Genomic DNA, 24097 nt, shown 5'->3' with positions numbered 1-24097 from the left:
GCGAACCGTCCGGTTCGCGGCGGGCTCGATCGTTACCGCGTCAGCGTGCGGCCGCGGCCTTCGGTCGCGGCCGACGCCGGGTGAGCAGCGGGTCGTGTCCCCGCGGCCGCTCGACCGGGTGGACGGCGGCGAGCGCGCTCGCCACGGTGGCCTCCGCGACCCCGCCCAGGGCCTCCTTGCCGGTCAGGGCGGTCATGACCTGGGCCGCAGCGGTGTGCAGCGGCACTCCGGCCCCGCTCGCCGCTTCGAGCAGCGTGCGGGTGGCGGTGCCCTCGTCGAGACCGCGGACGGCGATCAGCACGCCCTTGGCCTGCTCGACGACCGCCTGGCTGACGAACGCCCGGGTCACCGCCCGGTCCGACTCCCGGTCCAGAGCCTCTTTCTGGACGGGCGTCACGTCTACCACGTAGCCGGCCAGCTCGGCGGAGCGGCCACGAGGGTCGCGCCTGCCCTGGCCGGTGATGACGACCGCCCTCGACCGGCCGTGACCGTCGATGATGCGGTGCGCGCACGCGAACGGCTTGCCGGCTCGCAGGGCCTCCGTAGCCGCGCGGACCACGCGGGCGCGGTCGTCAGGGTGCTTGCGGGAGACGAGGGCGTCCAGGCCGGGCTCGACCTCGCCCTTCTCCCAGCCGTGCATCGCGTACACCTCGTCGGACCACCACCACGTGCCGGTGGTGAGCTCGACGCGATACCGGCCGACAAGCAGGTTGGTGCCGAGGCCCAGGGCCTCGGTCAGCTCGCCGACCGAGTGCATCGACGAGACGGTCGCCGTGGCGGACTCGCCACGGCGGGTGCCCACTAGAGGGGCCGTGCGGTGCGAGATGGCAGTCATTCTGAACCTCCCAGATCCGCAGGGTCTGGCGCCGCTTCATGACTCCGTGTCACCGAGTCTAGGTGACCGGACAGGTTTCGGCGGCTCGAAGGCTCGATCGGCCGGGCCCGCCCAGGGCCCGGCCGCTCTCGTCAGCGCTTGCCGGGAGGTGTCCCGCGGTTCAGCGAGGCGTCGAGGAAGTCGGCGACCGTGTCCCAGGTGACGGGCTCCGGCGGGCCCGCTCGGAACTTGTCCTTCCCGTAGGTGACGAGGACGTCCGTGGCCGCGTGGTGGCTCGTCTGGTCGAGGAACGACATGTCGTGCCCGAACCCGTGGACCGTGTAGAACGTGGCCTCGGCCCCCGCGCTGCTGAGCGCCTCGAAGAACGCCTGCCCCTGGTGCGTGGGAAGGAGCAGGTCGTCCGTGCCGTGCGCCAGCAGCATCGGCGGCGTCTCGGCGTCGGCCCAGGAGCCCGGGTCGGCGAGCTTCGCCAGGCCGGGGACCTCCTGGATCGGGGCGCCGAGGAGGCGGGACTCGGGGCTGGTCGGGTCGTCATGGCAGTCGCTGCCGCCGCCCATCCGGTTGATGATGTCGCAGCCCCCCGGCAGCATGTGCGCGTCCTGCTGCAAGAAGTCCGTCGGCGCGAAGAGGCTGACCCCCGCCTGCACCGCCGAGGACGGCCCGGTGAGGCCGACGGTGCCCTCCAGGGCAGGGTCGTTGCCCGTGGTCGCGAGCATGGAGGCGACCCACCCGCCGGAGCTGTTCCCCATGGAGGCGAAGCGGTCCGGGTCGAGGTTGTACTCGTCGGCGTGCGCCCGCAGCCAGCGGACCGCCGCCTTGGCGTCGTTGACCTGCGCCGGGAAGATCGCCTGGCTCGAGGACCGGACCGCGACCGCCGCCATGGCGTACCCGCGGTGGCTCAGCGCCGCAGCGACCCTGTCGCCGCGCGAGTTGCCGTTGTCGCCCATGAACCCGCTCCCCGCGGACCAGATCACCACGGGTGCCGGCTTGCTCGTGTCGGCCGGCAGGTACAGGTCGACGGTGCCCGCGTTGCCGGGCAGGTCGGCGTACTGCAGGCCCATCACCCGGGTGGCCGGGGTGGGCGGCTCGAACCGTGCGTCACCCTGAGCGGTGGCGGCCCCCACGCACACCAGGCTCACGGTGATGGTGGCCATCACGGCCCAGGCCTTCGGCTTGACAAAAAGACCTCGTGTCACGCATTCCCCCTGTGGTTTCGCCCGGCCGGGAGGCAGGGCTCATCGCGGGCGGTGCCGTCGGCCCTCACAGGGTCGACGGCCCGTCCGTCGGTCGTCAGAAAAGGTGGCTCAGCAGGAATGACGCGGGGCCGTCGCGGCCCGGGCGCCCCTGCTGAGGGTGACAGTACGAGTCTTTTCGTCGCGGGGAAGTTTCACCGCATGAAGTGACAGAAAGGCCATTGTCAGTACAATGGCGGCGCTGTTAACGCCTTCTCACACCGCCATTTCCGGTGGAGAGTTTCACCATACAGTAAACAATGAAGAATTCTCGTCAGCGCGGGTGCAGGCCCTCCGTGGCCGGGCCCTCGAGGAGTGCCCCGTCGGGCCCGAAGCGGGAGCCGTGCACCGGGCAGTCCCAGGACTGCTCCTGGTCGTTCCAGGTCACCAGACCGCCGAGGTGCGGGCACACGCGGGAGACGCGGACCGTCGTCCCTCTCGGTGGCCGGCCCGCCGGCCTCGTCACCGCGCAGGCCCAGCCCTTCGCCTGCTCGGCGAAGGTCGCGGCGGTCGCCGTGCGCGGCCGCGGCGCTCGCGCCCAGGGCTCCAGCAGCGGACCCCACTCCACCGGGTCGCCGAGGATCCGGCCCGCGAGCGCCAGCCCGGCCGCCGCACCGTTGGTGAGACCCCACTTGTCGTACCCGGTGGCGACGAGCACCCGCTCGTCACCGGGCACCGCCGGGCCCACGAGCGGGAGGTCCGTGTCGCTCCGGTAGTCCTGCGCGGACCACGCGTGGCGCCGGGCGCCGACCGGCAGGTGCGCGCGCGTCCACTCGTCGAGCGCGGCCACGCGCGCGGCCGGGCTGCTCTCCCGGCCCACCGGGTGCCCCTCCCCGCCCACGACCAGGAGCTTCCCCGAGGTGCGCAGCGAACGCACCGGCGACCCTGCCGTGATCGACATCGTCTCGGCGAACCCGGGCGGGAGCGCCGACGGGTCGGCCAGCTCCCAGGCGGTCAGGTAGCTCCGGTCGGCCTCCAGCCGCAGGAACAGCCCGCCCAGCCGGCCCGGAGGCACGCCGGTCGCGAGCACCACCCGGTCCGCGAGCACGGTCCCGCGGGTGGTGCGGAGCGCCACGCCCGACGACGAGTGCCGCACCTGCCGCACCCGGACGCCGTCGTGGACACGGACCCCCCGGGCGCGGAGACGTGAGCGCAGCGCCGAGAGCATGCGGAGAGGGTCCACCTGGGCCTGGCCCGGGAGCCGGACGGCGCCGAAGGCCGGCTCGGGGACCGGAGGCTGCTCCTCCCACTCGGCGGCCAGGCCCTGGCGGGAGCAGGCCTCGAGCACGGCGTCCACGTCGGGCACCTGCTCAGGAGCGGTCGCCACGGTGATGTCGTCACGGTTCTCGACGGGCACGTCGAGGCCCTCCAGCGTGCGGCGCAACCAGCCGATCCCGGCGAAGTTCGCCGCCACGTACGCGCGCAGCACCTCGTCGCCGTGCCGGGCGACCCGGGCGAGCCGGGTGCCCTGCAGCACCGAGAGCTTGCCCGTGGACCGGGCCGTGGTGGTGCTCCGTGCGGTGCCCGCGTCGAGCACCGTCACGGCCGCGCCGCCCTCCGCGAGGAGGAGGGCCGTGACCGTGCCGGTCAGCCCTGCGCCCACGACCACCACGTCGGCGCGCAGCGGCCCGGGGACGACGACGCCGCCGCTCACCCGTCGTCGCCCCGCGCCTGCTCGCCCACCCGCGGGTTGAGGTTCGCGGGGTCCGCGTCCGTGTCCTCCTGCTCGCCACGGCCCTCGCCGGGCTGCCCTGACGCCTGCTCGCCCTCCCGCGGGTTGAGCGACATGGGCTGGGTGTCGGGGTCCTCGTCGGGGTCGTACGGCGTGGTGCCGGAAGGGTTCTCGCTCACGGCGCACCTCCTGTGGCAGCGGTGTCGGTCGTCTCCACGCTGGCACGCGTGCGGCCCGCTCGCGCGCCGTCCGCCCCACCCCGCTGAGGGACGGGCGAGAAGCGGTTCAAGATGCGAGTGCTTCTCCCCGACACCACCGTGGGGGAACCGGAAGACGCCCGGTGACGCCGCCCGCGCGGAGGTCAACGATGCGAGTTCTCGGGGTGAACGCCCTGTTCCACGACCCGTCGGCCGCCCTGGTCGTCGACGGGCGAATTGTCGCCGCGGCGGAGGAGGAACGGTTCTCCCGCCGCAAGCACGGGAAGCGGCCGGTGCCGTTCGCCGCCTGGGAGCTGCCCGAGCAGGCCATGCGGTGGTGCCTCGACGTCGGCGGGCTCGAACCCGGCGACCTCGACGCCGTCGCGTACTCCTTCGACCCGGCGCTCGCGAAGCCGTCCGACGAGATGGGCCTGCCCGACCCGTGGGACTGGCTGCGGCTGCGGTACGCGGAACGAGCCCCCCAGTTCCTCGCCACCGCCCTCCCGGGGCTCAGCCCGGCGACCGTGCGGTTCGTCCCCCACGAGGTGGCCCACGCCGCGTCGGCGGCCCTCGCGTCGCCCTACCCCACCTGCAGCGTCCTGTCGCTCGACGGGCGCGGCGAGCGCTCCTCGCACCTGGCCGGCCGGTACGACCACGGCAGGCTCGAGGTCCTCGCGAGCCAGGAGCTCCCCCACTCCCTCGGCCTGGTCTACGAGTCGCTGACCGAGCACCTCGGGTTCCTCCGGTCGAGCGACGAGTACAAGGTCATGGCGCTGGCCTCCTACGGCCGCCCCCGGTTCCTGCCCGAGCTCCGCGAGCTCTTCCGCACCACCCCGGAGGGCGGCTTCGTCGCCGAGGCGCCCGACTGGTCCCGGTGGGCCCCCGCCACCGCGCCCGGCGCGCTGGGCGACCCCGGCCCGAACGGCACCCTGCCCCCCGACCAGGCCGACCTCGCCGCCTCCGTCCAGGCGCGCCTGGAGGAGCTCCTCGTCGAGCTCGCCGGCTGGCTGCACGCCCGCACCGGCGACTCCGCGCTGGCGCTCGCGGGCGGCACGGCCCTGAACTGCGTGGCCAACTCGCGGATCTGGCGTGGCTCCCCCTTCGAGCACGTGTGGGTGCAGCCCGCCGCGGGCGACGCCGGGACGGCCCTCGGCGCGGCGCTCCAGCTGACGGCCGAGGCCGGGGTGCCGATCGAGCCCATGGGGTCGGCGGCGCTCGGCCGGTCCTGGACCGACGAGCAGCTGGCCGCGTGGCTCCGCAGGGCACGCGTGCCGTTCACCACGCCGGACGACCTCCCCGGCCAGGTGGCCGACGTGCTGGCCGGCAACGGGGTGGTGGCCTGGTTCGACGGCCGGTCCGAGTTCGGGCCCCGTGCCCTGGGTCAGCGCTCCCTGCTGGCGCACCCGGGGCCGCGCGAGAACACCGAGCGCCTCAACATCGTGAAGGGTCGCGAGCAGTTCCGGCCGATCGCGCCGATGGTGCTGCTGGAGGACGCCGCCGACATCTTCACCGGTGGGCCGATTCCCAGCCCGTACATGCTGTTCGTGCACCAGGTGGTGCCCCAGTGGCGGGAGCGGATCGCCGCCACCGTGCACGTCGACGGTACGGCCCGCATCCAGACGGTCGACACCAGCCAGCCGCGCCTGCACGCCACGATCAGCGCGTTCAAGGCACGCACCGGCCTGCCCGTGGTCATCAACACGAGCCTCAACACCGCCGGCCGCCCCATGGTGGACGACCCGCGCGACGCCCTCGAGCTCTTCGGCTCGGCACCCGTCGACCTTCTCGTGCTGGGCCCGCACCTGGTGCGCCGGGGTGACCTCTTCGCGGCAGGGGGCACCGGATGACGCCCTCGTACTCCGTCGTGGTGCCGACCGTCGGACGCCCCCAGCTTCCGGCCCTCCTCGCCTCCCTGCACCGCACCTTCGCGGAGGGCCCCCAGCCGGTCGAGGTCGTGGTCGTGGACGACCGGCCCGCCCCCGCCTCCGGGCCCCGGCCCGAGCTCGACCTGGGCCCGGAGCCACCGGACGGCGTCCGCGTGGTCCGGACGGGCGGACGCGGTCCGGCGGCCGCCCGGAACACCGGCTGGCGCAGCGCCCGGGCGGACTGGGTCGCCTTCCTGGACGACGACGTCGTGGTCCCGCCCGGCTGGGCGCTCGCCCTGGCGCACGACCTGGTGGGCGCGGGGGCCGACGTCGGCGGCGTGCAAGGCCGGATCGTCGTCCCCCTCCCCCGCCACCGGCCCCCGACCGACCTGGAGCGCGGCACCGCGGGCCTGCAGGACGCCGCCTGGGCCACCGCCGACCTCGCCTACCGGCGGACCGCCCTCGAGGCGGTCCACGGCTTCGACGAGCGGTTCCCCCGCGCCTACCGGGAGGACGCCGACCTGGCGCTCCGCGTCCGTCGAGCCGGCTGGCGGCTGGAGCGCGGCACGCGGCACGTGGAGCACCCGGTCCGCCCGGCCGGCGACCTCCAGAGCCTCCGGGTGCAGGCGGGGAACCGCGACGACGCCCTGATGCGCGCCCTCCACGGCCGCCGGTGGCGCGAGCAGGCCGAGACGGGCCGGGGGCGGCTGCCGTGGCACGCGGCGACGGTCGCGGCGGGCGTGGCGACCGTCGCCGGGCTGGGTGTCGCCGCCCTGTCAGGCTCGAGAACGTCATCTGTCACGCTATCCGGCGCGGAACGTCACCTGATGACGTTCTCGAGGCTGACAACCGGCCGGGTCGCCGGGCTGACGGCCGCCCGCGTCGCCGGATTTGCCGGCGCCGCCTGGGCGGGCCTCACGGCCGACTTCCTCGCCCGGCGCCTCGCCCCGGGTCCCCGCCCGGGTGACGAGGGCTTTGCCGCCGAGGTCCGCCGGATGGCGGTGACCAGCGCCCTGATCCCCTTCGCGGCGGTGGCGCACCGGGCCGCGGGCGCGTGGCGGTGGCGCCGCACCCTCGGCGGCAGCGGCGCCCCGGCGTGGCCCCCGCCCCTGCGGGCCGTGCTCTTCGACCGCGACGGGACGCTGATCCACGACGTGCCCTACAACTCCGACCCCGACGCCGTGGTGCCCGCGCCCGGCGCCCGGCGGGTCCTCGACGCCCTCCGGGCCGACGGCGTGCTCGTCGGGGTCGTGTCGAACCAGTCGGCCATCGGGCGGGGCCTGGCCACCGCCGCGCAGGTCGACGCCGTCGACGAACGCGTACGGCACCTCCTCGGCCCGTTCGACACCTGGCAGCGCTGCCCCCACGTGCCCGAGGACCGCTGCGCCTGCCGCAAGCCCGAGCCGGGCCTCGTGCTCCGGGCCGCAGCCGAGCTCGGGGTCCTCCCCGCGGAGTGCGCTGTCGTGGGCGACATCGGCGCCGACCTGGGCGCAGCCATCGCCTCCGGCGCGCGGTGCGTCCTGGTGCCCACCGAGGTGACCCGCCACGAGGAGGTGTCCGCCGCGCCCGCCGTGGCGAGCACCCTGGACGAGGCGGTGAGCCTGCTGTGACCCCCGAGCCGCGCACCCGTGCGCTCGCCGTGCGCCTCGACAGCGACGGCGACGTGCTGCTCGCCGGGCCCGCCGTCCGGGCCCTGGCGGCTTCGTACGACCAGGTGGACCTCCTGGTGTCCGGCTCGGGTGCGCAGTCCGCCGCGCTGCTGCCCGGCGTGGCCGAGGTGCTCCGCTTCGACGCCCCCTGGTCGGGGTTCGAGCCGCCCCCGCTGGACCGCGAGGCGGTGGTCGACCTCGTCGCGGCGCTCGTGGCCCGCCGCTACGACCTGGCGGTGATCTTCACGTCGTACCACCAGTCGCCGCTGCCCATGGCGCTCCTGGCTCGGCTGGGCGGAGTGCGCCGGGTCGTCGCGACCAGCGAGGACTACCCCGGGTCGCTCCTCGACGTGCGCCACCAGCGCCCGCCCGGGCTGCACGAGGCAGAGGCCGCCCTCGAGCTCGCCCGCGCCGCCGGTGCGGAGCTGCCGCCGGACGACGACGGCAGGCTGGCCGTGCGACGCCCCTTCCCGGCGGTCCCGCGGGCGGCAGCCCCCGAGGCCGCGGCGCCCGGCCCCCCGGCCGAGGGTGGCCGCACGCCAGGGCCGCGCACCGTCGTCGTGCACCCCGGGGCCTCCGTGCCTGCCCGGGCTCCCTCCCCACGGGACGCGCGGGCCCTGGCCCAGCGCCTGGCCGAGGACGGGTGGCGGGTGCTCGTCACCGGGACGCTCGCCGAGCGGGAGCTCACGGCGTTCGTCGCGGGCGACCACGCCGTCGACCTCGGCGGGCGCACCAGCCTGGCCGAGCTCGCCGCGGTCCTGGAGACCGCGGCCTGCGTGGTGGTGGGGAACACGGGTCCCGCGCACCTGGCCGCAGCCGTCGGCACGCCGGTGGTGAGCCTGTTCGCGCCCGTCGTCCCGGCGTCGCGGTGGGCCCCCTACGGGGTGCCGTACCTGCTGCTGGGAGACCAGGGCGCCGCGTGCCGCGGCACCCGCGCCCGGACGTGCCCGGTGGCGGGCCATCCGTGCCTCGCGTCGGTCACCCCGGACCAGGTGTCCGAGGCCGTCGCCCGGCTCGCGGGCCCGCCGCACGCTGCGCGCACCGGGTCGCGAAGGATCGGGATCGAAGGAGCACGCGCATGAGGATCCTCCTGTGGCACGTCCACGGCTCGTGGACCACCGCCTTCGTGCAGGGCGAGCACGAGTATCTCGTGCCCGTGCTGCCCGGCCGGCCGGCCGACGGCCGCGGCCGGGCCCGCACCTGGGACTGGCCGGCGTCCGTGCAGGAGCTCGGGCCGGGCGCGCTCCGCCGCGTGTTCGACGCGGGCGCGGTCGACGTCGTGGTGCTCCAGCGTCCGCACGAGGCACAGCTCCTCGAGTCGTGGACCGGGCGGCGCGCCGGGCGCGACGTGCCCGCCGTCTACCTGGAGCACAACGCCCCCACGGGGCACGCCGCGGGCACGCGGCACCCGATGGCCGACGACGACGCGTGCGCGGGCCGCCAGGTGCCCATCGTGCACGTGACCTGGTTCAACGCCCTCATGTGGGACACCGGCTGCGCGCGCACGGAGGTGATCGAGCACGGCATCCCCGACCCGGGCCACCGGTACACCGGCGAGCGGGACCAGCTCGCCGTCGTCGTGAACGAGCCCGTCCGCCGGTGGCGGGTGGCCGGCACCGACGTGCTGCTGCGCGTCGCGCGCGAGGTACCCCTGGAGGTCTACGGGATGGGGTCCTCCCGCCTGGCCGAGCACCTCGCGTCGATGGGGCCGGTCGCGGCCCGGTCGGCGGAGCGCCTGCACGACGTGCCCCAGGACCTGCTGCACACCCGGCTCGCGGGCGCCCGCGCCTACCTGCACCCGTTCCGCTGGACCAGCCTGGGCCTGTCGCTGCTGGAGGCGATGGCGCTGGGCCTGCCGGTCCTCGCCCTGCCCGTCACCGAGGCGTACGCCGCGGTGCCGCCCGAGGCGGGCGTCCTCAGCGCCGACCCGGACCAGCTGGTGGCGGTGGCCAGGCGCTGGCTCGCCGACCCGGCCGAGGCGGCGTCGTACGGCAAGGCCGCCCGCGAGCACGTCCTCGAGCACTACCCGCTCGACAGGTTCCTGGACCGCTGGACCTCGTTGCTGACACAGGAGGTGACCTCATGAAGATCGCCATGGTCTCCGAGCACGCCAGCCCGCTGGCCGCCCTCGGTGGGGCGGACGCCGGCGGGCAGAACGTCCACGTCGCCGAGCTCGCGCGGCACCTCGCCGCCGACGGGCACCACGTGGACGTCTACACCCGGTGCGACGACCCCACGCTCCCCGAGCGGGTGACCCTCACGGAGGGCGTCGACGTGGTCCATGTCGACGCCGGACCCCCCGAGCCGTTGCCGAAGGACGAGCTGCTGCCCTGGATGCGCGACCTCGGCAACGACCTCGCGGTGCGGTTCGGCGACCCGGAGCAGCGTCCCGACCTGGTGCACGCCCACTTCTGGATGTCGGGCCTCGCCGCGCTGCGGGCGTCCCGCTGGGCGTCGGGCGGGGCACAGCCCGTGCCGGTGGTGCAGACGTTCCACGCCCTCGGCGTCGTCAAGCGCCGGCACCAGGGCGCCGCGGACACCAGCCCGGGCGAGCGCGTCGCGCTCGAGGCTGCCCTCTGCCGGGAGGTGGACCTCGTGATCGCCACGTGCGAGGACGAGGTCCGGGAGCTGCGGGCCCTGGGCGCCGCCGCCACCCGCGTCCGGGTGGTCCCGTGCGGCGTGGACCTGGGGGTCTTCACGCCCGGCACCGACCGGGCCCGCCAGGACGCGCACGGCGGGCCGCTGCGCCTGCTGTCGCTGGGCCGGCTCGTGGAGCGCAAGGGCGTCGACACCCTCGTGGAAGCGCTGGCCATGCTCGCCGAGCGGGGCGAGAGCGACGCGGTCGAGCTCGTCGTCGCGGGCGGCCCGCCCGTGGACCGGCTCGACGCCGACCCCGAGGTGCGCCGCCTGCGCGAGCTCGCGGCGCGGCGCGGGGTGGCCGACCGCGTGACGTTCCTCGGCTCCGTGCCGCACGACGCCGTCCCGTCCCTCCTCCGTGGCGTCGACGCCGTGGCCTGCACCCCCTGGTACGAGCCCTTCGGGATCGTCCCGCTGGAGGCGGCCGCGTGCGGGCGGCCCGTCATCGCCTCGGCGGTGGGCGGCATGCTCGACTCCGTGGTGCACGAGCGCACCGGCATCCTCGTACCGCCGCACGATCCCGGTGCCGTGGCGGACGCCCTGCGCCGGCTCCGCGACCCGCGGCTGCGCCGGGAGCTCGGCGCCGCTGCCCGGGTCCGCGCCGAGCGGCTGTACGGCTGGGCCACCGTGGCACGCCGCACGTACGAGGCGTACACGGCGCTCCTGAGGAACCGCACCGAGACGGTGACCTCGTCCGACAGGCTGACCGCCTCGGCGCGGCCCGGCCGCCGAGACAGTCAGCCCGTCGGACGACCTGATTATCTCGGCATCGTCGGAGGTGCGCGATGAGTTCCGAGCCCATGCTCCCCACCGCGCTGCAGCCCGGCCGCCCCGGCGCCCGGCGCTGGCTGCGGCGGCACCGCGCGGACCTCGCCGTCGCCCTCGACAGCCTGTCCGCCGACGTCGGCCGCCTCGATACCTGGGGCCGCGAGCTGGCCGACCGCATGCTGTCCGGGAACCGCCTGCTCGTCGCGGGGAACGGTGGCAGCGCCGCCGAGGCCCAGCACCTCACGGCCGAGCTCGTGGGCCGGTTCGAGGGCGAGCGCGTCCCGCTCGCGGCGATCTCCCTGCACGCGGAGACGTCGAGCCTCACGGCGATCGTCAACGACTACGGGCAGGACGAGATGTTCGCCCGGCAGGTGGCCGCCCACGGCCGGCCGGGCGACGTGCTCCTGTGCCTGTCGACGTCCGGGTCGAGCGCCAACGTGCTCGTCGCGGCCCGGCGGGCGCGCGAGCTCGGCCTCACCACGTGGGCGCTGACCGGTCCCGCCCCGAACCCGCTCGCCGCGCTGTGCGACGACGCGCTCACGGTCGCCGCGGAGTCCACCTCCGCGGTGCAGGAGGTCCACCTCGTCGCGGTGCACACCCTGTGCGCGGCGATCGACGCCCGCGTGGAGCAGCACGACACCGGCCGCGTGCCGGGTCTGGGGGCCGGCACCCGGGCGACCCGGACGGCGGGAGCACGGTCATGACCGCGCGGCCCCGGCTCACCGTGGTGGGCGACCTGCTGCTCGACCGGGACGTGGACGGCACCGTCACCCGCCTCAGCCCGGACGCGCCGGTGCCCGTCGTCGACGTGGACGTGGTGCGGCAGAGCCCCGGCGGCGCGGGCCTCGCAGCCCTCCTGGCCACGCAGCGCGCCGACGTCACGCTGGTGGCGCCGGTCGCCGACGACGCCGACGGCCAGGAGCTCCAGCGACAGCTCGAGCGCGTCACGGTCGTGGCGCTGGGCCACGACGGCCCCACCCGCCGCAAGACCCGCATCCGCAGCTCCGGCCAGAGCCTGGTCCGGGTGGACGACGGCGGCCCCGGCACCCCCACCGGCCTGCGGTCCGGCCGGGCTGCGGCCGGGGTCCGCGCCGCCCTGCACGACTGCGACGCGGTGCTCGTGGCCGACTACGGCGGCGGCGTCACCCGCGACCCGGTCCTCCGCGACCTCCTCACCGAGGCGGCCTCCCGCGTGCCGCTCGTCTGGGACCCGCACCCCCGCGGCGGCACCCCGGTCCCCGGGGCGGCGCTCGTCACCCCCAACCTCGCGGAGGCGCGGCAAGCGGCCGCCAACCTCCCCGAGGGGCACGACGCCGACGCCGCCGGCCCCGGCGCGCTGGCCGCCGTCCTCGTCCGCGCCTGGTCGGCCCATGCCGTGGCGGTCACCGCGGGCGAGCGTGGTGCGTTCCTCGCCGTCGGGCACGGCGACGGGGATCACGTGCCCGCCGTCGCCGCTCCGGGCGGCGACCCCTGCGGTGCGGGCGACCGGTTCGCCGTGACCGTGACCGACCGCCTGGCCCGCGGCGACCAGCCCGTGGCCGCCGTGCGCGAGGCGGTCGTCGCCGCGAGCGCCTGGGTGGCCTCCGGCGGGGCGGAGGGCTTCCGGCGGGCGCTGGAGGAGCGGCGGGCCACGAGCCTGGGCTCCTCATCAGGGGCCTCCGGAGCGACGCCCCTGGTCCGGGCCGAGGGCGGGCCGCCGTCGCTGACGGAGCTGGGCGCCCGGCTGCGCGCGTCGGGCGGGGTCCTGGTCGCGACGGGAGGCTGCTTCGACCTGCTGCACGCGGGGCACGTCACCACCCTGGAGGCGGCCCGCCGGCTCGGCGACCACCTCGTGGTGCTGGTGAACTCGGACCGCTCGGTGCGGCAGCTCAAGGGGCCGGGACGGCCGGTGGTCCCGGCGGCCGACCGCGTGCGGGTCCTGGAGGCGCTCGACTGCGTGGACGCGGCGGTGGTGTTCGACGACGACGATCCGTCGCGGGCGTTGTCGGAGCTGCGGCCCGACGTCTGGGCCAAGGGCGGCGACTACACGGTGGCGGAGCTGCCGGAGTCGTCGGTGGTGCGCGAGAACGGAGGGCGCATCGTGGTGCTCCCGTACCTCCCCGGCAGGTCCACGACGCAGCTCGTGGGCCGGGTGCGGGAGGGGAGCCACCCGGCGAGCGGGCCCGTGCCGGTCGGGCAGATCCCGGCACCCGTGCACACCGAACCACGGCGGGGCCCGGTCACGGGCAGCTTCCGCCGCCCCCACCTCGAACCGCCGAGCGAGAGGACCTCAGCATGACGTCAGCACCCACGACCGCGCCCGCCCCGGGCACCGCGGCAACCCCGGGCACGGCAGCCACCCCCGGCGCCGCGCCCGCCCCGTCGAGGGCACCCGTCCCCCGCCCCGTCGGCACCGTCTTCGTCACGGGCGGCTCGTCAGGCCTCGGGGCGGCACTCGTCGACGCCGTCCAGGCCGCGGGCGGGACCGCCGCCGTGCTCGACCTGGCCGAGCCGCGAGCCGACGTGCCGTTCGCCGGGGTCGACCTCGCCGACCCTGCGGCCGCGGAGGCCGCCGTCCGGTCCCTGGTGGACCAAGTGGGCCCGCCCGACGCCGTCGTCACGGCAGCCGGGATCGACGCCTGCGGCCCCCTCCTCGACATCGAGCCGGAGCGCTGGGAGAAGGTGATCCGCGTGAACCTGCTCGGCACCGTCGCCGTGGTGCGGGCCGCCCTGCCGTACCTGGAGGAGCGCCGGGGCACGGTGGTGACCGTCGCGTCCACCCTGGCCCTGCGCGGAGCCGGGGACGCGACCGCGTACTGCGCCTCGAAGTGGGCGATCCGCGGGTTCAGCCAGGCGCTCGCGGCCGAATACGCGGGCCGGGTGGGGGTCACCTGCCTCGTCCCGGGCGGCATGCGTACGCCGTTCTTCGACGGCCGGGCCGACCAGTACAAGCCAGGGCCCGACGCCGACCTCAACGACCCGGCAGCGACGGCCGGTGCCGTCGTGGCGGCCCTCACGCAGCCGGTGGGGAGCGAGATCCGGGAGATGCTCGTGATGGCCTCCGGGGAGGCGTCCTGGCCGTGACGGTCCTGGTCCTCCGCGCGCTCGGCCTCGGCGACGCCCTGACCGGCGTCGCGGCGCTGCGCGGGATCCGGCGGGCGTGGCCCGGGCACCGGGTGGTGCTCGCCGCGCCGCGGACGCTCGGCGACTGGCTCACGGGCCTCGGCATCGTGGACGCCGTCGTACCCGCCCGGGGGCTGGAGGCGCTCCCCTGGCCGTGGGCGGGCCCGGGCGGCTCGCAGGACGCACCCGGCAGCATCGCCGTGAACCTCCACGGGAGGGGACCGGAGAGCCACCGGCTGCTGCTCGACACGCGGCCCTCGGCGTTCGTGGCGTTCGCCAACGCCGAGGTGGGCAACGAGGGCCCCGCGTGGGACGAGAACGAGCACGAGGTGCTGCGCTGGTGCCGCCTGGTCGCGAGCAGGGGCGGGCGGTGCGGACCGGAGGACCTGCGTCTCGGCCCGGCGGACCCGCCCGGAGGCCGTGACGACCACGTCGTGGTGCACCCGGGCGCCGCGGCTCCGGCCCGCCGGTGGCCTGCCGAGCGCTGGGCGCAGGTGGTCGCCCATCTCGCCGGCCAGGGCCACCACGTGGTCCTCACCGGCTCGGCCGCCGAGCGCGAGCTGTGCACCCGGGTGCGCCAGGCCGTCGTGGGCCCGTGGCTGGAACCCGCCGGGCACCTCGGCACGTCGTCGCGCGCGGTGGTGAGCGATGCCTCCGGGCGGCTCGACCTGCCCACCCTGGCGGACGTGGTGGGGACCGCCCGGCTCCTGGTCAGCGCCGACACCGGCGTGGCCCACGTCGCGACGGCCTACGGCACTCCGTCGGTCACGCTGTTCGGGCCCACGCCGCCCTCGACGTGGGGCCCGGCGATCGACCTGCCGCGGCACGCCGTCGTCTGGCACGGCGAGCCGGGCGACGCCCCGCGCGACCCCAACGCCGGCACGCTCGACCCGGCCCTCGCCGACGTGACGGTGGACGAGGTGGTGGCCGCGTGCGACGCGGTCCTGGGCCGGGCGCCCGCCCCGCCGAGACAGTAGGTTCGTCCGGTCACGCGGCTGCGCGGTCCTGCTCCCGGAACCACGCCACCGTGCGGGCGAGCCCGTCCTCCCAGGCCACCTTGGGCTCCCAGCCCAGCTCCGCCCGGGCGAGGCCGATGTCGGGGCAGCGCAGGCCGGGGTCGTCGACCGGCCGCTCCACGTGCACCAGGGTCGACGACGACCTCGTCGCCGCGATGACGTCCTGCGCGATCTGCCGGACGGTGAGCTCGTGCGGGTTGCCGAGGTTCATGGGGCCGGGGTGGCCGCTCCTCGCGAAGGCCAGCAGCCCCTCGACGAGGTCGTCGACGTAGCAGAGCGACCGGGTCTGCGAGCCGTCGCCCGCGACGGTGAGGGGCTCGCCCGCGAGCGCCTGCCGCACGAACGTGGGCACCACGCGCCCGTCGTGGGCGCGCATCCGCGGCCCGTAGGTGTTGAAGATCCGGACGATCCCCGTGTCGGTGCCGCGGGCGCGCCGGTAGCCGGCGGTGAGCGCCTCGCCGAACCGCTTGGCCTCGTCGTAGACGCTCCGCGGCCCCACGGTGCTCACGTTGCCCCAGTACGACTCGCGCTGTGGATGGACCTGTGGATCGCCGTAGATCTCGGACGTCGACGCCAGCACGAACCGCGCCCCGTGCGCATGGGCCAGCTCGAGGGCGTTCTGCGTCCCGCGGGAGCCGGCGTCGAGTGTCTCGAGCGGGTGCTCCAGGTAGTCCACCGGGGAGGCGGGCGACGCGAGGTGCAGCACCAGGTCCACGCCGCCGCGCAGCGCGGCCCGCACCGGGGCGGCGTCCAGGTCCTCCGTGACGTCGCACCGCTCGAAGCGGAGCTCGGGACGAGTGCGCAGGTCGGCCAGGTTGTCGAGGGACCCGGTGAGCAGGTTGTCCAGGCAGACCACCTCGGCGCCCCCGTCGAGGAGCGCTCGGCACAACCGGCTGCCGACGAACCCCGCGCCGCCGGTGACGACGGCCCTCACCGCGCGTACTCCTCCACCCAGCGGCGGAGCTCGTCGTGGTCGGTGATGGTCCGGGTGTCGCTGCTCATGGTCGTCCTCTCGCCGGTGACGCCGGCAGCCTGGTCTCGACCGCTCCCTCCTACCGTGCGCCGCCCGGCGGTCGCTCGCCTGCGGACCGGGCGGCCGGCCCGTCCTCCACGACCGCCGGGCGGCGCCGGCCGGTCACTCCTTGTGCAGCGCGTCCTGGACCGCCCCGGCCGCCTTCTCGACGGCCGACGGCATGCCGGTGGTCCCGTGGAACCGGACGTCCGGCTTGGTGGGCGGCGGCATGGGCACGCCCGGCGGTGGCGTCGCCACGTACTCGAACTCCCCCTTGCCGTCGGGCGTGGGGCCGTGCGCCCACCGGCCTTCGCCGGCAGCCTCCCCGTCGGAGAAGTTGATGTACTGGTACGACACCGCGCGGTCCTCCTTCTTCAGCGGGAAGGTGCTCGGCACCGGCAGGTCTTCCACGCCCTCGTCGCGGAGCTCCTGAGCGGCCGCGAGCCACTGGTTCTGGTGCATGGTGTCCCGGGCCAGGAGGAAGGCGAGCAGGTCACGCACCCCCGCGTCGTCGGTCATGTGGTAGAGCCGCGCGACCTGGAGCCGGCCCTGCATCTCGGCGTTCGCGTTGGCGGTGAAGTCGGCGAGCAGGTTGCCGCTCGCCGTGACGTAGCCGGCGCTCCAGGGGTTGCCGTTGGAGTCGACGGGACGGGCGCCCGCGCCCGCGACGATCGCCTGCTGGGGGTCGGTGCCGCCCACGATCGCGGCCACGGTCGGGTCGTCCTGGACCGCGCCCTCGACCACGCCGAGCGGCGCGTCGGCGAGAAGCTGGGAGATCATCGTCGCGAGCATCTCGACGTGCCCCATCTCCTCGGCGCCGATCCCGTACAGCAGGTCGCGGTACTTGCCGGGCAGGTGGGCGTTCCAGGACTGGAACCCGTACTGCATCGCCACGGTGATCTCGCCGTACTGCCCGCCGAGCACCTCCTGGAGCTTGCGCGCGTAGACGGCGTCGGGCTTGTCGGGCGTGGCCTTGTGCTGCAGTTCCTGACGGTGGAAGAACATGAGTTCTCCTTCGGGACTGCCGCCCGCGTTCCGCCGCTACTCGACGCTCGGGGCAACGGTTCCAGACTGTCGCCTGAGCCCTCGGCTCGCAGTGTGGGAGGCGCGTGCGATCCTGAGCGCGTGGATCTCACGCACCTCGACGAGCGAGGCCAGGCCCGCATGGTCGACGTCACCGCGAAGCAGCCCACCGTCCGGTCCGCCACGGCGGTGGGGCGCGTCGTCTGCCCCCCGCACGTGGTGGCAGCCCTGCGGGACGACGACGTGCCGAAGGGCGACGTCCTGGCGGTCGCGCGCATCGCGGGGATCGCCGCCGCCAAGCGCACGCCGGAGCTCCTGCCCCTGGCGCACGTGATCGGCGTGCACGGCGCCGTGGTGGACCTCGAGGTGGTCGACGACGGCGTCGAGATCACCGCCACCGTCCGCACCGCCGACCGCACCGGCGTGGAGATGGAGGCGCTCACCGCGGTCGCCGTCGCCGGCCTGGCGGTGGTCGACATGGTCAAGGGCCTCGACAAGTCCGTCGAGCTCGCGAGCGTGCGGCTCGTGGCCAAGTCGGGCGGCAAGTCCGGCGACTGGCACCGGTTCGGCTTCGGCACGGGGGAGGCTTGATGCTCACGGTCCGCTACTTCGCGGGCGCGCGGGAGGCCGCGGGTGTCGCCTCCGAGCAGCTGGACCTCGGCGGCCCGGCGCCTGTCGCGACCCTCCGCAGCGCCCTCACCACCGGCCGTCCCGGTCTCGCGCCGGTGCTGGCGAAGTGTGCGCTCCTCGTCGCGGGCACCCGCGCCACGGACGACACGATCGTGCCCGACGGCGCGCTGGTGGACGTCCTCCCGCCGTTCGCGGGCGGCTGACGCTCGCGCCGTCGTCAGGTCAGTGGTCGCCGCCGTCCAGCTGCGACCGGAGGTGCGGCCAGAGCGGGAGCAGCACCGCGGCGCCGTCGCGCACCCCGCCGGTGGAGCCGGGCAGGTTCACTACGAGCGCGCGCCGGCCACCGGAGGACCGGGCCACCCCGGCGAGCCCCCGGGAGAGCACGGCCGTCGCGACCCCCTGCTCGGCCCCGTAGCGGCGGATCGCCTCGGCAAGTCCTGGGATCTCGGCCTCCAGCACGTCGCGCGTCCCCTCGGGCGTGAGGTCGCGGGGTGCGAGACCGGTGCCGCCCGTCGTCAGCACCAGCCGGGCGCCGTCGGCGAGGGCGGCGGTGAGGGCGTCGCGGACCGGCTCCACGCCGTCGGGCACCACCAGGGTGATCACGTCGTCGAGGCCGGCCTCCGCGAGGAGCTGGACCAGGAGCGGACCCGACCGGTCCTCGGCCTCGCCGCGGGAGCAGCGGTCGGAGACGGTGACGACGGCGGCCCGGGAAGCACTCATGCGCCCACGCTAACCGGCCTCCGCCCCGCTGTGGGTACACGGATGGTCGCCGTCCCGGGATGGATGGCGACCATCCGTGTACCCACAGCGGAGGAGGGGTGATCAGCGGGCGGACTCCGGGGCGGGCTCCTCGGCAGGCTCCGCGGCGGGCACGTCGCCCGGCTTGTCACCCGGGACCTCCCGCAGCGCCAGGTGCGCCCGGACGGACCACGCCACAGCCGCCGCCCACCCGGCCCAGACCACGCCGTAGACCACCCAGCTGACCGGCTCGCCGGCCTCGGCCCAGCCGAGCAGCGTGCGGGAGTTGGTCAGGACGATCAGGCCGCCCACGAGCGAGCCGAGCACCCGCGGCGGCACGATCCGCACCAGCCAGGCGGCGATGGGGGCGGCGATGAGACCGCCCACCAGCAGGGCGAGCGCCCAGCCGGCGTTCACGCCCTGGCTGCCGAGGCCGACGAGGAAGCCGAGGCTGGCAGCGATCGCGACGAAGAACTCGCTGGTGTCGATGGAGCCGATCACCTTGCGGGGCTCCATCCGGCCGCTCGCCAGGATCGCGGGCGTGCCGACCGGGCCCCAGCCACCGCCACCGGTCGCGTCCATGAACCCGGCCACGAGACCGAGCGGGGTGAGGAACCGCCGGCGCAGCGGCGCCTCGCGGCGCACGGGCAGGCCCTGGACGGTGAAGCGGAGCAGGACGTACAGGCCGAGGCCGAGCAGCAGGAACGACATCACCGGCTTGGCGACCTCGGTCGAGAGCGACGACAGGAACGTGGCGCCCGCGAACGCGCCGATGGCGCCCGGGATGCCGATCCGTGCGACGACCTTCCAGTCGACGTTGCCGAACCGCCAGTGGGCGGCCCCGGAGGCGAGCGTGGTGCCGATCTCCGCGAGGTGCACGGTGGCCGACGCCGACGCCGGGTTGGCCCCGATCGCCAGCAGCAGGGTGGTCGAGGTGACGCCGTAGGCCATGCCGAGGCTGCCGTCGACGAGCTGGGCGCCGAGGCCTACCAGGGCCAGGAGGACGAGGGTGCGCATGGTGGGTCCTTCTCTCAGGGGGCGGACGGGGGATCCCTGGGAGCGAAAGTAACCCACCAAATCGATCGGGTATAGAGGGATTCCATATGCTGGGCAGCCCGCCCGCGATGCGGACAGGCATCCGGCTCAGGTCAGGCGTTCTCCCACGCGGCGTCGTCGACCGTGAGACTGCGGACGCTCTCCGGCAACGCCCCCGACGCCAGGTCGGCCAGCGTCACGTCCTCCAGCACGGCGCGCACGCTCGCCCGCAGCGCCACCCAGACGTGGAGCAGCGGGGCGGCAGCGCCCCGGAACTCCAGGTCCGACGGCCGCTCCCCCCGCACGAAGACCAGCGGGCCGTCCACCGCGCGCACCACGTCGGCGAGAGTGATGCGGTCCGCCGGGCGCGCCAGGGTGTACCCGCCCCCCGCGCCCCGCTGGCTCGTGACCAGGCCGTCGCGGCGCAGGTCCGCCAGGATCCCCTCGAGGAAGCGGTGCGGGATGTCCTGGGCCTTGGCCAGGGTCTCGGCGCGGACGGGGCCGTCGTGGTCGGTCGAGGCCAGCTCGGCGGCCGCCCGGACCGCGTAGTCAGCGCGTGCGGAGATCCTCATGGGCTCATTCTCGCGCGCCCGGACGGTGCCCGGTGCAGGGCCCGGCGTGCTGTGGTTCTCCGCGCCCGCAGCGGACCGGGCGCACGGCGTGCCGGGCGTGCCGGTGGCGACGCCGCACAGTCGCGTAGCCTCGCGCTGTGGACGCACGACGACGCACCCTCCTCGTGGTGGCCCTCGCGGGCGCGGCGACGCTGCTGGGTGGCTGCGGGGGGCCGACGTCGGGCAGCGAGAGCGCGGACGGGCGGCTGACGGTGCTCGCGGCCGCGTCGCTGCGCGGCGTGCTGGGCGCGCTGGAGCCTGTCTTCGAGGCGGCGCACCCCGGGACGGACGTCGTGCTGTCGTTCGGCGGCTCGGCCGACCTGGCCGACCAGGTCGAGGCGGGCGCACCCGCGGACGTCGTCGCCACCGCCGACGAGGCCACGATGGCCCGGCTGTCCGACGGCGGCCTGGTGGGACCGGCCGTCACCTTCGCCACCAACCGGCTGACCGTCGTGGTGCCGCGCGACAACCCCGCGGGGGTCACCGGCCTGGCCGATCTGGGACGGGACGACGTGGACGTCGTCGTCTGCGCCCCCCGCGTGCCCTGCGGCCGCGCCACCGACGCGGTGGCCCACGGCGCGGGGGTGGCCCTGCACCGCGTGAGCGAGGAGGCGAGCGTGACCGACGTGCTCGCCAAGGTCGCCGTCGGGGAGGCCGACGCCGGCCTCGTGTACGTGACCGATGCCGCGTCCGAGGCCGGCCGGGTCCTGACGATCGACACGCCCGAGGCCCGCGACGTGGTCAACCGCTACCCCGTCGCCGTGGTGACGGGGTCCGCGCGGGCGGAGGTCGCGCAGGCGTGGGTCGATCTCCTGACCGGCGAGGACGGCCGGACGGCGCTCGCCCAGGCCGGGTTCGGGCTGCCGTGAGCGGACTGCCACGCTGGGTGCTCGTGCCCGCGGTGGCGGGCGCGCTCCTCGTGGTGCTGCCCGTGCTGGCGCTCGTGCTGCGGGTGGACGCCGCGTCCTTCTGGACACTGGTCACCGCGCCCGCCGCGCGTGACGCGCTGTGGCTCTCGCTCCGCACCTCGGCGGCTGCGACCGCATGCTGCGTGCTCCTCGGCACGCCGATGGCCCTCGTCCTCGCCCGGGCAAGGTTCCGCGGCCGGCGGGTCGCCCGGGCGCTGGTCCTCCTGCCGCTCGTGCTGCCGCCCGTGGTGGGCGGGCTCGCGCTCCTGACGCTGCTGGGACGCCGCGGCCTGCTCGGTGAGATGCTGCCCTTCCAGCTTCCCTTCACCACAGCCGCCGTCGTGCTCGCCCAGGCGTTCGTGGCGCTGCCGTTCCTGGTCCTCACCCTGGAAGGGGCACTGCGGAGCCTCGACACCGAGCACGAGGACGTCGCCGCGACCCTCGGCGCCCGGCCTTCGCGGGTGCTGCTCCGGGTGACGCTCCCGCGGCTGCGCCCGGCGCTGGCGTCGGGCACGGTGCTGTCGTTCGCGCGCGCCCTCGGGGAGTTCGGGGCCACCCTCACGTTCGCCGGGGCGCTGCAGGGCGTCACGCAGACCCTCCCGCTCGAGGTCTACCTCGCCCGGTCCGCCGACCCCGACGCCGCCGTCGCGCTCTCGCTGGTGATGGTGGGGGTGGCGCTGGCCATCGTGGTGGTGGCCTACGGGTCGTCGCCGACGACGTGGCCGTTCGCCCCCGCCGAGATCGGCGGGGATACGCGACACAGGGCCGGGGAGGGCCTGTCTCGCGTGCCTCACACCTCTCTCGGCCCGGCGCCTCTCTCGGCGGAGGGCCACGTGGCCCTGCCGCTGTCCGTTCGGCTGAGCGTGCCCGCACGGGACGTGGACCTCGAGCTGCAGGTGGACGCCGGCGAGCTCGTGGTGATCCTGGGCCCCAACGGCGCGGGAAAGTCCACGCTCCTGAGAGCGGTGGCCGGCCTCCTCGAGCCCGGCCGCGCCGACGACGTCCGCGTGGTCCTCGGAGACCGCGTCCTCACCGACACCGCCGACGGCGTGCACGTGGCCCCGCACGCCCGGCGGGTGGGGTGGCTCGCGCAGCGGGCAGCACTGCTCGACCACGTGACCGCGCTCGACAACGTGGCGTTCGGCCCGGCGTCACGAGCCCGCTGGTCGCCAGGGCGGTCCGCACGGGCCAGGGACGTCGCCGCCACGCACCTGGCGGCTGTGTCGGGAACGTCGCTCGGGTCGCGCCGCCCGCGGGAGCTCTCGGGCGGGCAGGCGCAGCGGGTCGCCATCGCCCGCGCTCTGGCGACGGCCCCGGACGTGCTCCTCATGGACGAACCGTCCGCCGCGCTCGACGTCGACTCTGCTGCGCAGGTCCGGTCGCTGATCCGGACGATGCACCAGGCCCACCCACGGACCACGCTGCTCGTGACGCACGACCCCGCCGACGTGCGGGTCGCCGACCGGGTCGTGGTGCTCGACCACGGCCGGGTCGTCGAGGACGGGCCCGCCGCCCGGGTGCTGGCGTCGCCTCGGAGCGCCTTCGCGCGGCGGCTGCTCAGGCCGTGAGGATCGGGCCGGCCTGCTGGGCGGATACCGCGAAGCTGCCAGTGAGCGGCAGCTCCGGCAGGATCACCGCCTGGGCTGCGTGGTAGACGTCCGGCTTGCCCACCCAGGTGCGCCCCGACGGCCGGTTCTCCGTGTCGAGCTCGTGGAACCAGGACCCGCGCTGGGTGTCGAGCAGGTGCGCCCCGATCCACTCCCACCACTCCCCGGCCAGGTCGACGTAGCGGTCCTCCCCCGTGACCCGGTACAGCGCGTCCGCCGCAGCGGCGGCCTCGGCAGCCACCCAGTGGAACCGGCGAGCCTCGACCGGACGGCCGCTCCAGTCGGTGGTGTAGACGAACCCACCGCCGGCCGGGTCCCAGGCGTCTGCGACCGCACGGTCGAAAAGGGCTGCGGCTGCCGCCGTGCGGGCGCCTTCGGTCCCGCCCTCGACGTCGAGCTGGATCAGGAGCCGGGCCCATTCGAGGCCGTGTCCCGGTGTGGCACCGTAGGGCTTGAACTGGTCGTGCGGCCGGTCGGCGTTGTACTCGAGCTGCGGCGTCCAGGACGTGTCGAAGTGCTCCGGGATACGCCAGGAGTTGTCCTCGGCCCAGCCGACGACCCGGTCGCCGATCCTCTGCGCGCGCGCCAGCCACTCGGGGTCACTGGTGGCCCCGTGAGCGGCGAGCAGCGCCTCCACGCCATGCATGTTCGCGTTGACGCCCCGGTACGGCTCCACGACAGTCCAGTCCCGCGACCGCTCGTCGAGGTGCAGCCCGTGGCCGGGCTCCCAGAACTTCTCGTCCAGGATCCGGAGGGCTTCCGCGAGCAGGGCCGGCGCGCCGTCGATCCCCGCGACAGTCCCGGTGGAACCAGCCAGCGCCACGAAGGCATGGGCATAGGCAGCCTTGTGCCCGACGACGGCCCCCGCCTCCGGACCTCGTCCCGCCACCCAGCCGCCGTACTCCTGGTCGGCCAGGACCTCTGTGAGCCCGCGAACCGCGAGGGCGGCGCGCTCGTGCGCCTGGGGAACGCCGAGAAGAGCCCCCAGGGCGAACGTGTGCGCCATGCGCGCGGTGATCCAGGTCTCGACCGGGTGCGTGAGGTCTGGAGCGCCGTCGTCATCCAGCCAGCAGGCCGCGCCGTCCTCGCGGAGGGAGGGCGCCGCGAACTCGAGGAGCGAGACAAAGTGCCGCCGTCGCCAACGGGAGCCTTCCGAGAGTGAAGGGGACTCGGGCAGGCCCGCGTCGGTGGAGGCCATATCGTTTCGCACCCGCCCAGGATACCGAGCGCGACGACTCCTCCCCGCCTCGAACTGCGGAGATGTCCCGGAAATGCATCAAGACCCGCACCACGTGGGTGCGGGTCTTGATGTGAAGGGTGTCCGGCGGCGTCCTACTCTCCCACCCCGTCTCCAGGGCAGTACCATCGGCGCTGTAGGGCTGAGCTTCCGGGTTCGGAATGGGACCGGGCGTTTCCCCTACGCTATGACCGCCGTAACGTTATCGAGTTGTCAGGGTCACCCCCCCTGTTCCCGCCCTGGTCAAGGGGTGGGGGTTGGGGGGTGGTTGCCCGTTTCTCGGGAACCGCACAGTGGACGCGTAGCATGTTGATAGGTGTGTT

At 75.5% G+C, this 24097-nt stretch carries 23 protein-coding genes, 1 rRNA gene and 1 pseudogene; 14 read left to right on the top strand and 11 right to left on the bottom strand.

What is annotated here, in order from left to right:
- Positions 1–40: 40 nt before the first annotated feature.
- The 4 genes from AC060K_RS17845 to AC060K_RS17830 all read right to left on the bottom strand — a co-directional run bounded on the left by AC060K_RS17845 (position 41) and on the right by AC060K_RS17830 (position 3918).
- Entirely contained in the window at positions 41–835 is a 795-nt protein-coding gene (locus AC060K_RS17845) for a PAS and ANTAR domain-containing protein (RefSeq protein ID WP_483766690.1), read from the bottom strand.
- 131 nt (positions 836–966) lie between these two features.
- Entirely contained in the window at positions 967–2031 is a 1065-nt protein-coding gene (locus AC060K_RS17840) for an alpha/beta hydrolase fold domain-containing protein (protein ID WP_483766689.1), read from the bottom strand.
- Positions 2032–2341: 310 nt separating this feature from the next.
- On the bottom strand, positions 2342–3721 hold the full coding sequence (locus AC060K_RS17835) for an FAD-dependent oxidoreductase (RefSeq protein WP_483766688.1): 1380 nt from the start codon (positions 3719–3721) through the stop codon (positions 2342–2344).
- On the bottom strand, positions 3718–3918 hold the full coding sequence (locus AC060K_RS17830; protein WP_483766687.1) for a hypothetical protein: 201 nt from the start codon (positions 3916–3918) through the stop codon (positions 3718–3720). The genes AC060K_RS17835 and AC060K_RS17830 overlap by 4 nt, the downstream gene beginning before the upstream one ends.
- Before the next feature lie 188 nt (positions 3919–4106).
- Here AC060K_RS17830 and AC060K_RS17825 point away from each other — a divergent pair, with 188 nt between their 5' ends.
- The 9 genes from AC060K_RS17825 to AC060K_RS17785 are packed head-to-tail and all read left to right on the top strand — an operon-like array spanning position 4107 to position 14934.
- Positions 4107–5783 carry a carbamoyltransferase family protein gene (locus AC060K_RS17825; RefSeq protein ID WP_483766686.1) on the top strand — a complete coding sequence of 559 codons (1677 nt, stop codon included), beginning with the start codon at positions 4107–4109 and terminating at the stop codon, positions 5781–5783.
- Entirely contained in the window at positions 5780–7411 is a 1632-nt protein-coding gene (locus AC060K_RS17820) for an HAD-IIIA family hydrolase (protein ID WP_483766685.1), read from the top strand. The genes AC060K_RS17825 and AC060K_RS17820 overlap by 4 nt, the downstream gene beginning before the upstream one ends.
- Positions 7408–8532: a glycosyltransferase family 9 protein gene (locus AC060K_RS17815; RefSeq protein WP_483766684.1), complete on the top strand. Its 1125-nt coding sequence runs from the start codon at positions 7408–7410 to the stop codon at positions 8530–8532. Before AC060K_RS17820 ends, AC060K_RS17815 begins: the two co-directional genes overlap by 4 nt.
- Positions 8529–9536 carry a glycosyltransferase family 4 protein gene (locus AC060K_RS17810; protein ID WP_483766683.1) on the top strand — a complete coding sequence of 336 codons (1008 nt, stop codon included), beginning with the start codon at positions 8529–8531 and terminating at the stop codon, positions 9534–9536. Before AC060K_RS17815 ends, AC060K_RS17810 begins: the two co-directional genes overlap by 4 nt.
- Positions 9533–10876 carry a glycosyltransferase gene (locus tag AC060K_RS17805; protein WP_483766682.1) on the top strand — a complete coding sequence of 448 codons (1344 nt, stop codon included), beginning with the start codon at positions 9533–9535 and terminating at the stop codon, positions 10874–10876. Before AC060K_RS17810 ends, AC060K_RS17805 begins: the two co-directional genes overlap by 4 nt.
- Positions 10873–11559, top strand: a complete 687-nt coding sequence (locus AC060K_RS17800; protein WP_483766681.1) for a D-sedoheptulose-7-phosphate isomerase — start codon at positions 10873–10875, stop codon at positions 11557–11559. Before AC060K_RS17805 ends, AC060K_RS17800 begins: the two co-directional genes overlap by 4 nt.
- Complete coding sequence (locus AC060K_RS17795) at positions 11556–13133, top strand: PfkB family carbohydrate kinase (RefSeq protein WP_483766680.1); 1578 nt, start codon at positions 11556–11558, stop codon at positions 13131–13133. Before AC060K_RS17800 ends, AC060K_RS17795 begins: the two co-directional genes overlap by 4 nt.
- Complete coding sequence (locus AC060K_RS17790) at positions 13130–13918, top strand: SDR family oxidoreductase (protein WP_483766679.1); 789 nt, start codon at positions 13130–13132, stop codon at positions 13916–13918. Before AC060K_RS17795 ends, AC060K_RS17790 begins: the two co-directional genes overlap by 4 nt.
- On the top strand, positions 13915–14934 hold the full coding sequence (locus AC060K_RS17785) for a glycosyltransferase family 9 protein (protein ID WP_483766678.1): 1020 nt from the start codon (positions 13915–13917) through the stop codon (positions 14932–14934). The genes AC060K_RS17790 and AC060K_RS17785 overlap by 4 nt, the downstream gene beginning before the upstream one ends.
- A gap of 10 nt (positions 14935–14944) precedes the next feature.
- Here the strand turns inward: AC060K_RS17785 and AC060K_RS17780 are convergent, their stop codons facing one another.
- On the bottom strand, positions 14945–15907 hold the full coding sequence (locus tag AC060K_RS17780) for an NAD-dependent epimerase/dehydratase family protein (RefSeq protein ID WP_483766677.1): 963 nt from the start codon (positions 15905–15907) through the stop codon (positions 14945–14947).
- Between the two features lie 201 nt (positions 15908–16108).
- Positions 16109–16990 carry a manganese catalase gene (locus tag AC060K_RS17775; RefSeq protein ID WP_483766676.1) on the bottom strand — a complete coding sequence of 294 codons (882 nt, stop codon included), beginning with the start codon at positions 16988–16990 and terminating at the stop codon, positions 16109–16111.
- Between the two features lie 120 nt (positions 16991–17110).
- Between AC060K_RS17775 and moaC the strand changes: the two genes are divergently transcribed.
- Positions 17111–17599: a cyclic pyranopterin monophosphate synthase MoaC gene (moaC, locus tag AC060K_RS17770; protein WP_483766675.1), complete on the top strand. Its 489-nt coding sequence runs from the start codon at positions 17111–17113 to the stop codon at positions 17597–17599.
- A complete protein-coding gene (locus AC060K_RS17765; RefSeq protein WP_483766674.1) occupies positions 17599–17841 on the top strand; it encodes a MoaD/ThiS family protein in 243 nt (80 codons plus the stop codon). The genes moaC and AC060K_RS17765 overlap by 1 nt, the downstream gene beginning before the upstream one ends.
- A 19-nt stretch (positions 17842–17860) precedes the next feature.
- On the opposite strand, the gene AC060K_RS17760 is transcribed toward AC060K_RS17765, so the two are convergent.
- From AC060K_RS17760 to AC060K_RS17750, 3 genes are all read right to left on the bottom strand, one after another.
- A complete protein-coding gene (locus AC060K_RS17760; RefSeq protein WP_483766673.1) occupies positions 17861–18358 on the bottom strand; it encodes a MogA/MoaB family molybdenum cofactor biosynthesis protein in 498 nt (165 codons plus the stop codon).
- Positions 18359–18460: 102 nt separating this feature from the next.
- On the bottom strand, positions 18461–19393 hold the full coding sequence (locus AC060K_RS17755) for a sulfite exporter TauE/SafE family protein (RefSeq protein WP_483766672.1): 933 nt from the start codon (positions 19391–19393) through the stop codon (positions 18461–18463).
- A gap of 131 nt (positions 19394–19524) precedes the next feature.
- The gene (locus AC060K_RS17750; RefSeq protein ID WP_483766671.1) at positions 19525–19983 is read right to left on the bottom strand and encodes an RrF2 family transcriptional regulator; all 459 of its coding nucleotides are present in this window, start codon (positions 19981–19983) and stop codon (positions 19525–19527) included.
- 137 nt (positions 19984–20120) lie between these two features.
- Here AC060K_RS17750 and modA point away from each other — a divergent pair, with 137 nt between their 5' ends.
- From modA to AC060K_RS17735, 3 genes and pseudogenes are all read left to right on the top strand, one after another.
- Positions 20121–20891, top strand: a complete 771-nt coding sequence (gene modA, locus AC060K_RS17745; protein WP_483766670.1) for a molybdate ABC transporter substrate-binding protein — start codon at positions 20121–20123, stop codon at positions 20889–20891.
- A pseudogene (locus tag AC060K_RS17740) lies at positions 20888–21676 on the top strand (ABC transporter permease); the annotation flags it as partial. The gene modA and the pseudogene AC060K_RS17740, both read left to right, overlap by 4 nt.
- Before the next feature lie 39 nt (positions 21677–21715).
- Entirely contained in the window at positions 21716–22498 is a 783-nt protein-coding gene (locus AC060K_RS17735) for an ATP-binding cassette domain-containing protein (protein ID WP_483766726.1), read from the top strand.
- On the opposite strand, the gene AC060K_RS17730 is transcribed toward AC060K_RS17735, so the two are convergent.
- Both AC060K_RS17730 and rrf read right to left on the bottom strand, forming a co-directional pair.
- Positions 22488–23747: an AGE family epimerase/isomerase gene (locus AC060K_RS17730; RefSeq protein ID WP_483766669.1), complete on the bottom strand. Its 1260-nt coding sequence runs from the start codon at positions 23745–23747 to the stop codon at positions 22488–22490. The two genes, AC060K_RS17735 and AC060K_RS17730, sit on opposite strands and share 11 nt — an antisense overlap.
- Positions 23748–23856: 109 nt before the next feature.
- Positions 23857–23973, bottom strand: a 5S ribosomal RNA gene (gene rrf / locus AC060K_RS17725).
- Positions 23974–24097: the final 124 nt, after the last annotated feature.

This window comes from Antribacter sp. NEAU-D49, assembly GCF_057158775.1.
Note: the sequence above shows the minus strand (reverse complement) of the source record. Positions and strands in the feature narration are given on the sequence as shown.

Excerpts from the sequence above, each read along its gene's own strand:
- AC060K_RS17760 (WP_483766673.1), bottom strand. The coding sequence starts at position 18,358 with ATGAGTGCTTCCCGGGCCGCCGTCGTCACCGTCTCCGACCGCTGCTCC.
- AC060K_RS17820 (WP_483766685.1), top strand. The coding sequence starts at position 5,780 with ATGACGCCCTCGTACTCCGTCGTGGTGCCGACCGTCGGACGCCCCCAG.
- AC060K_RS17795 (WP_483766680.1), top strand. The coding sequence starts at position 11,556 with ATGACCGCGCGGCCCCGGCTCACCGTGGTGGGCGACCTGCTGCTCGAC.
- AC060K_RS17805 (WP_483766682.1), top strand. The coding sequence starts at position 9,533 with ATGAAGATCGCCATGGTCTCCGAGCACGCCAGCCCGCTGGCCGCCCTC.
- AC060K_RS17775 (WP_483766676.1), bottom strand. The coding sequence starts at position 16,990 with ATGTTCTTCCACCGTCAGGAACTGCAGCACAAGGCCACGCCCGACAAG.
- AC060K_RS17810 (WP_483766683.1), top strand. The coding sequence starts at position 8,529 with ATGAGGATCCTCCTGTGGCACGTCCACGGCTCGTGGACCACCGCCTTC.
- AC060K_RS17790 (WP_483766679.1), top strand. The coding sequence starts at position 13,130 with ATGACGTCAGCACCCACGACCGCGCCCGCCCCGGGCACCGCGGCAACC.
- AC060K_RS17825 (WP_483766686.1), top strand. The coding sequence starts at position 4,107 with ATGCGAGTTCTCGGGGTGAACGCCCTGTTCCACGACCCGTCGGCCGCC.
- AC060K_RS17845 (WP_483766690.1), bottom strand. The coding sequence starts at position 835 with ATGACTGCCATCTCGCACCGCACGGCCCCTCTAGTGGGCACCCGCCGT.
- AC060K_RS17800 (WP_483766681.1), top strand. The coding sequence starts at position 10,873 with ATGAGTTCCGAGCCCATGCTCCCCACCGCGCTGCAGCCCGGCCGCCCC.
- AC060K_RS17755 (WP_483766672.1), bottom strand. The coding sequence starts at position 19,393 with ATGCGCACCCTCGTCCTCCTGGCCCTGGTAGGCCTCGGCGCCCAGCTC.
- AC060K_RS17765 (WP_483766674.1), top strand. The coding sequence starts at position 17,599 with ATGCTCACGGTCCGCTACTTCGCGGGCGCGCGGGAGGCCGCGGGTGTC.
- AC060K_RS17750 (WP_483766671.1), bottom strand. The coding sequence starts at position 19,983 with ATGAGGATCTCCGCACGCGCTGACTACGCGGTCCGGGCGGCCGCCGAG.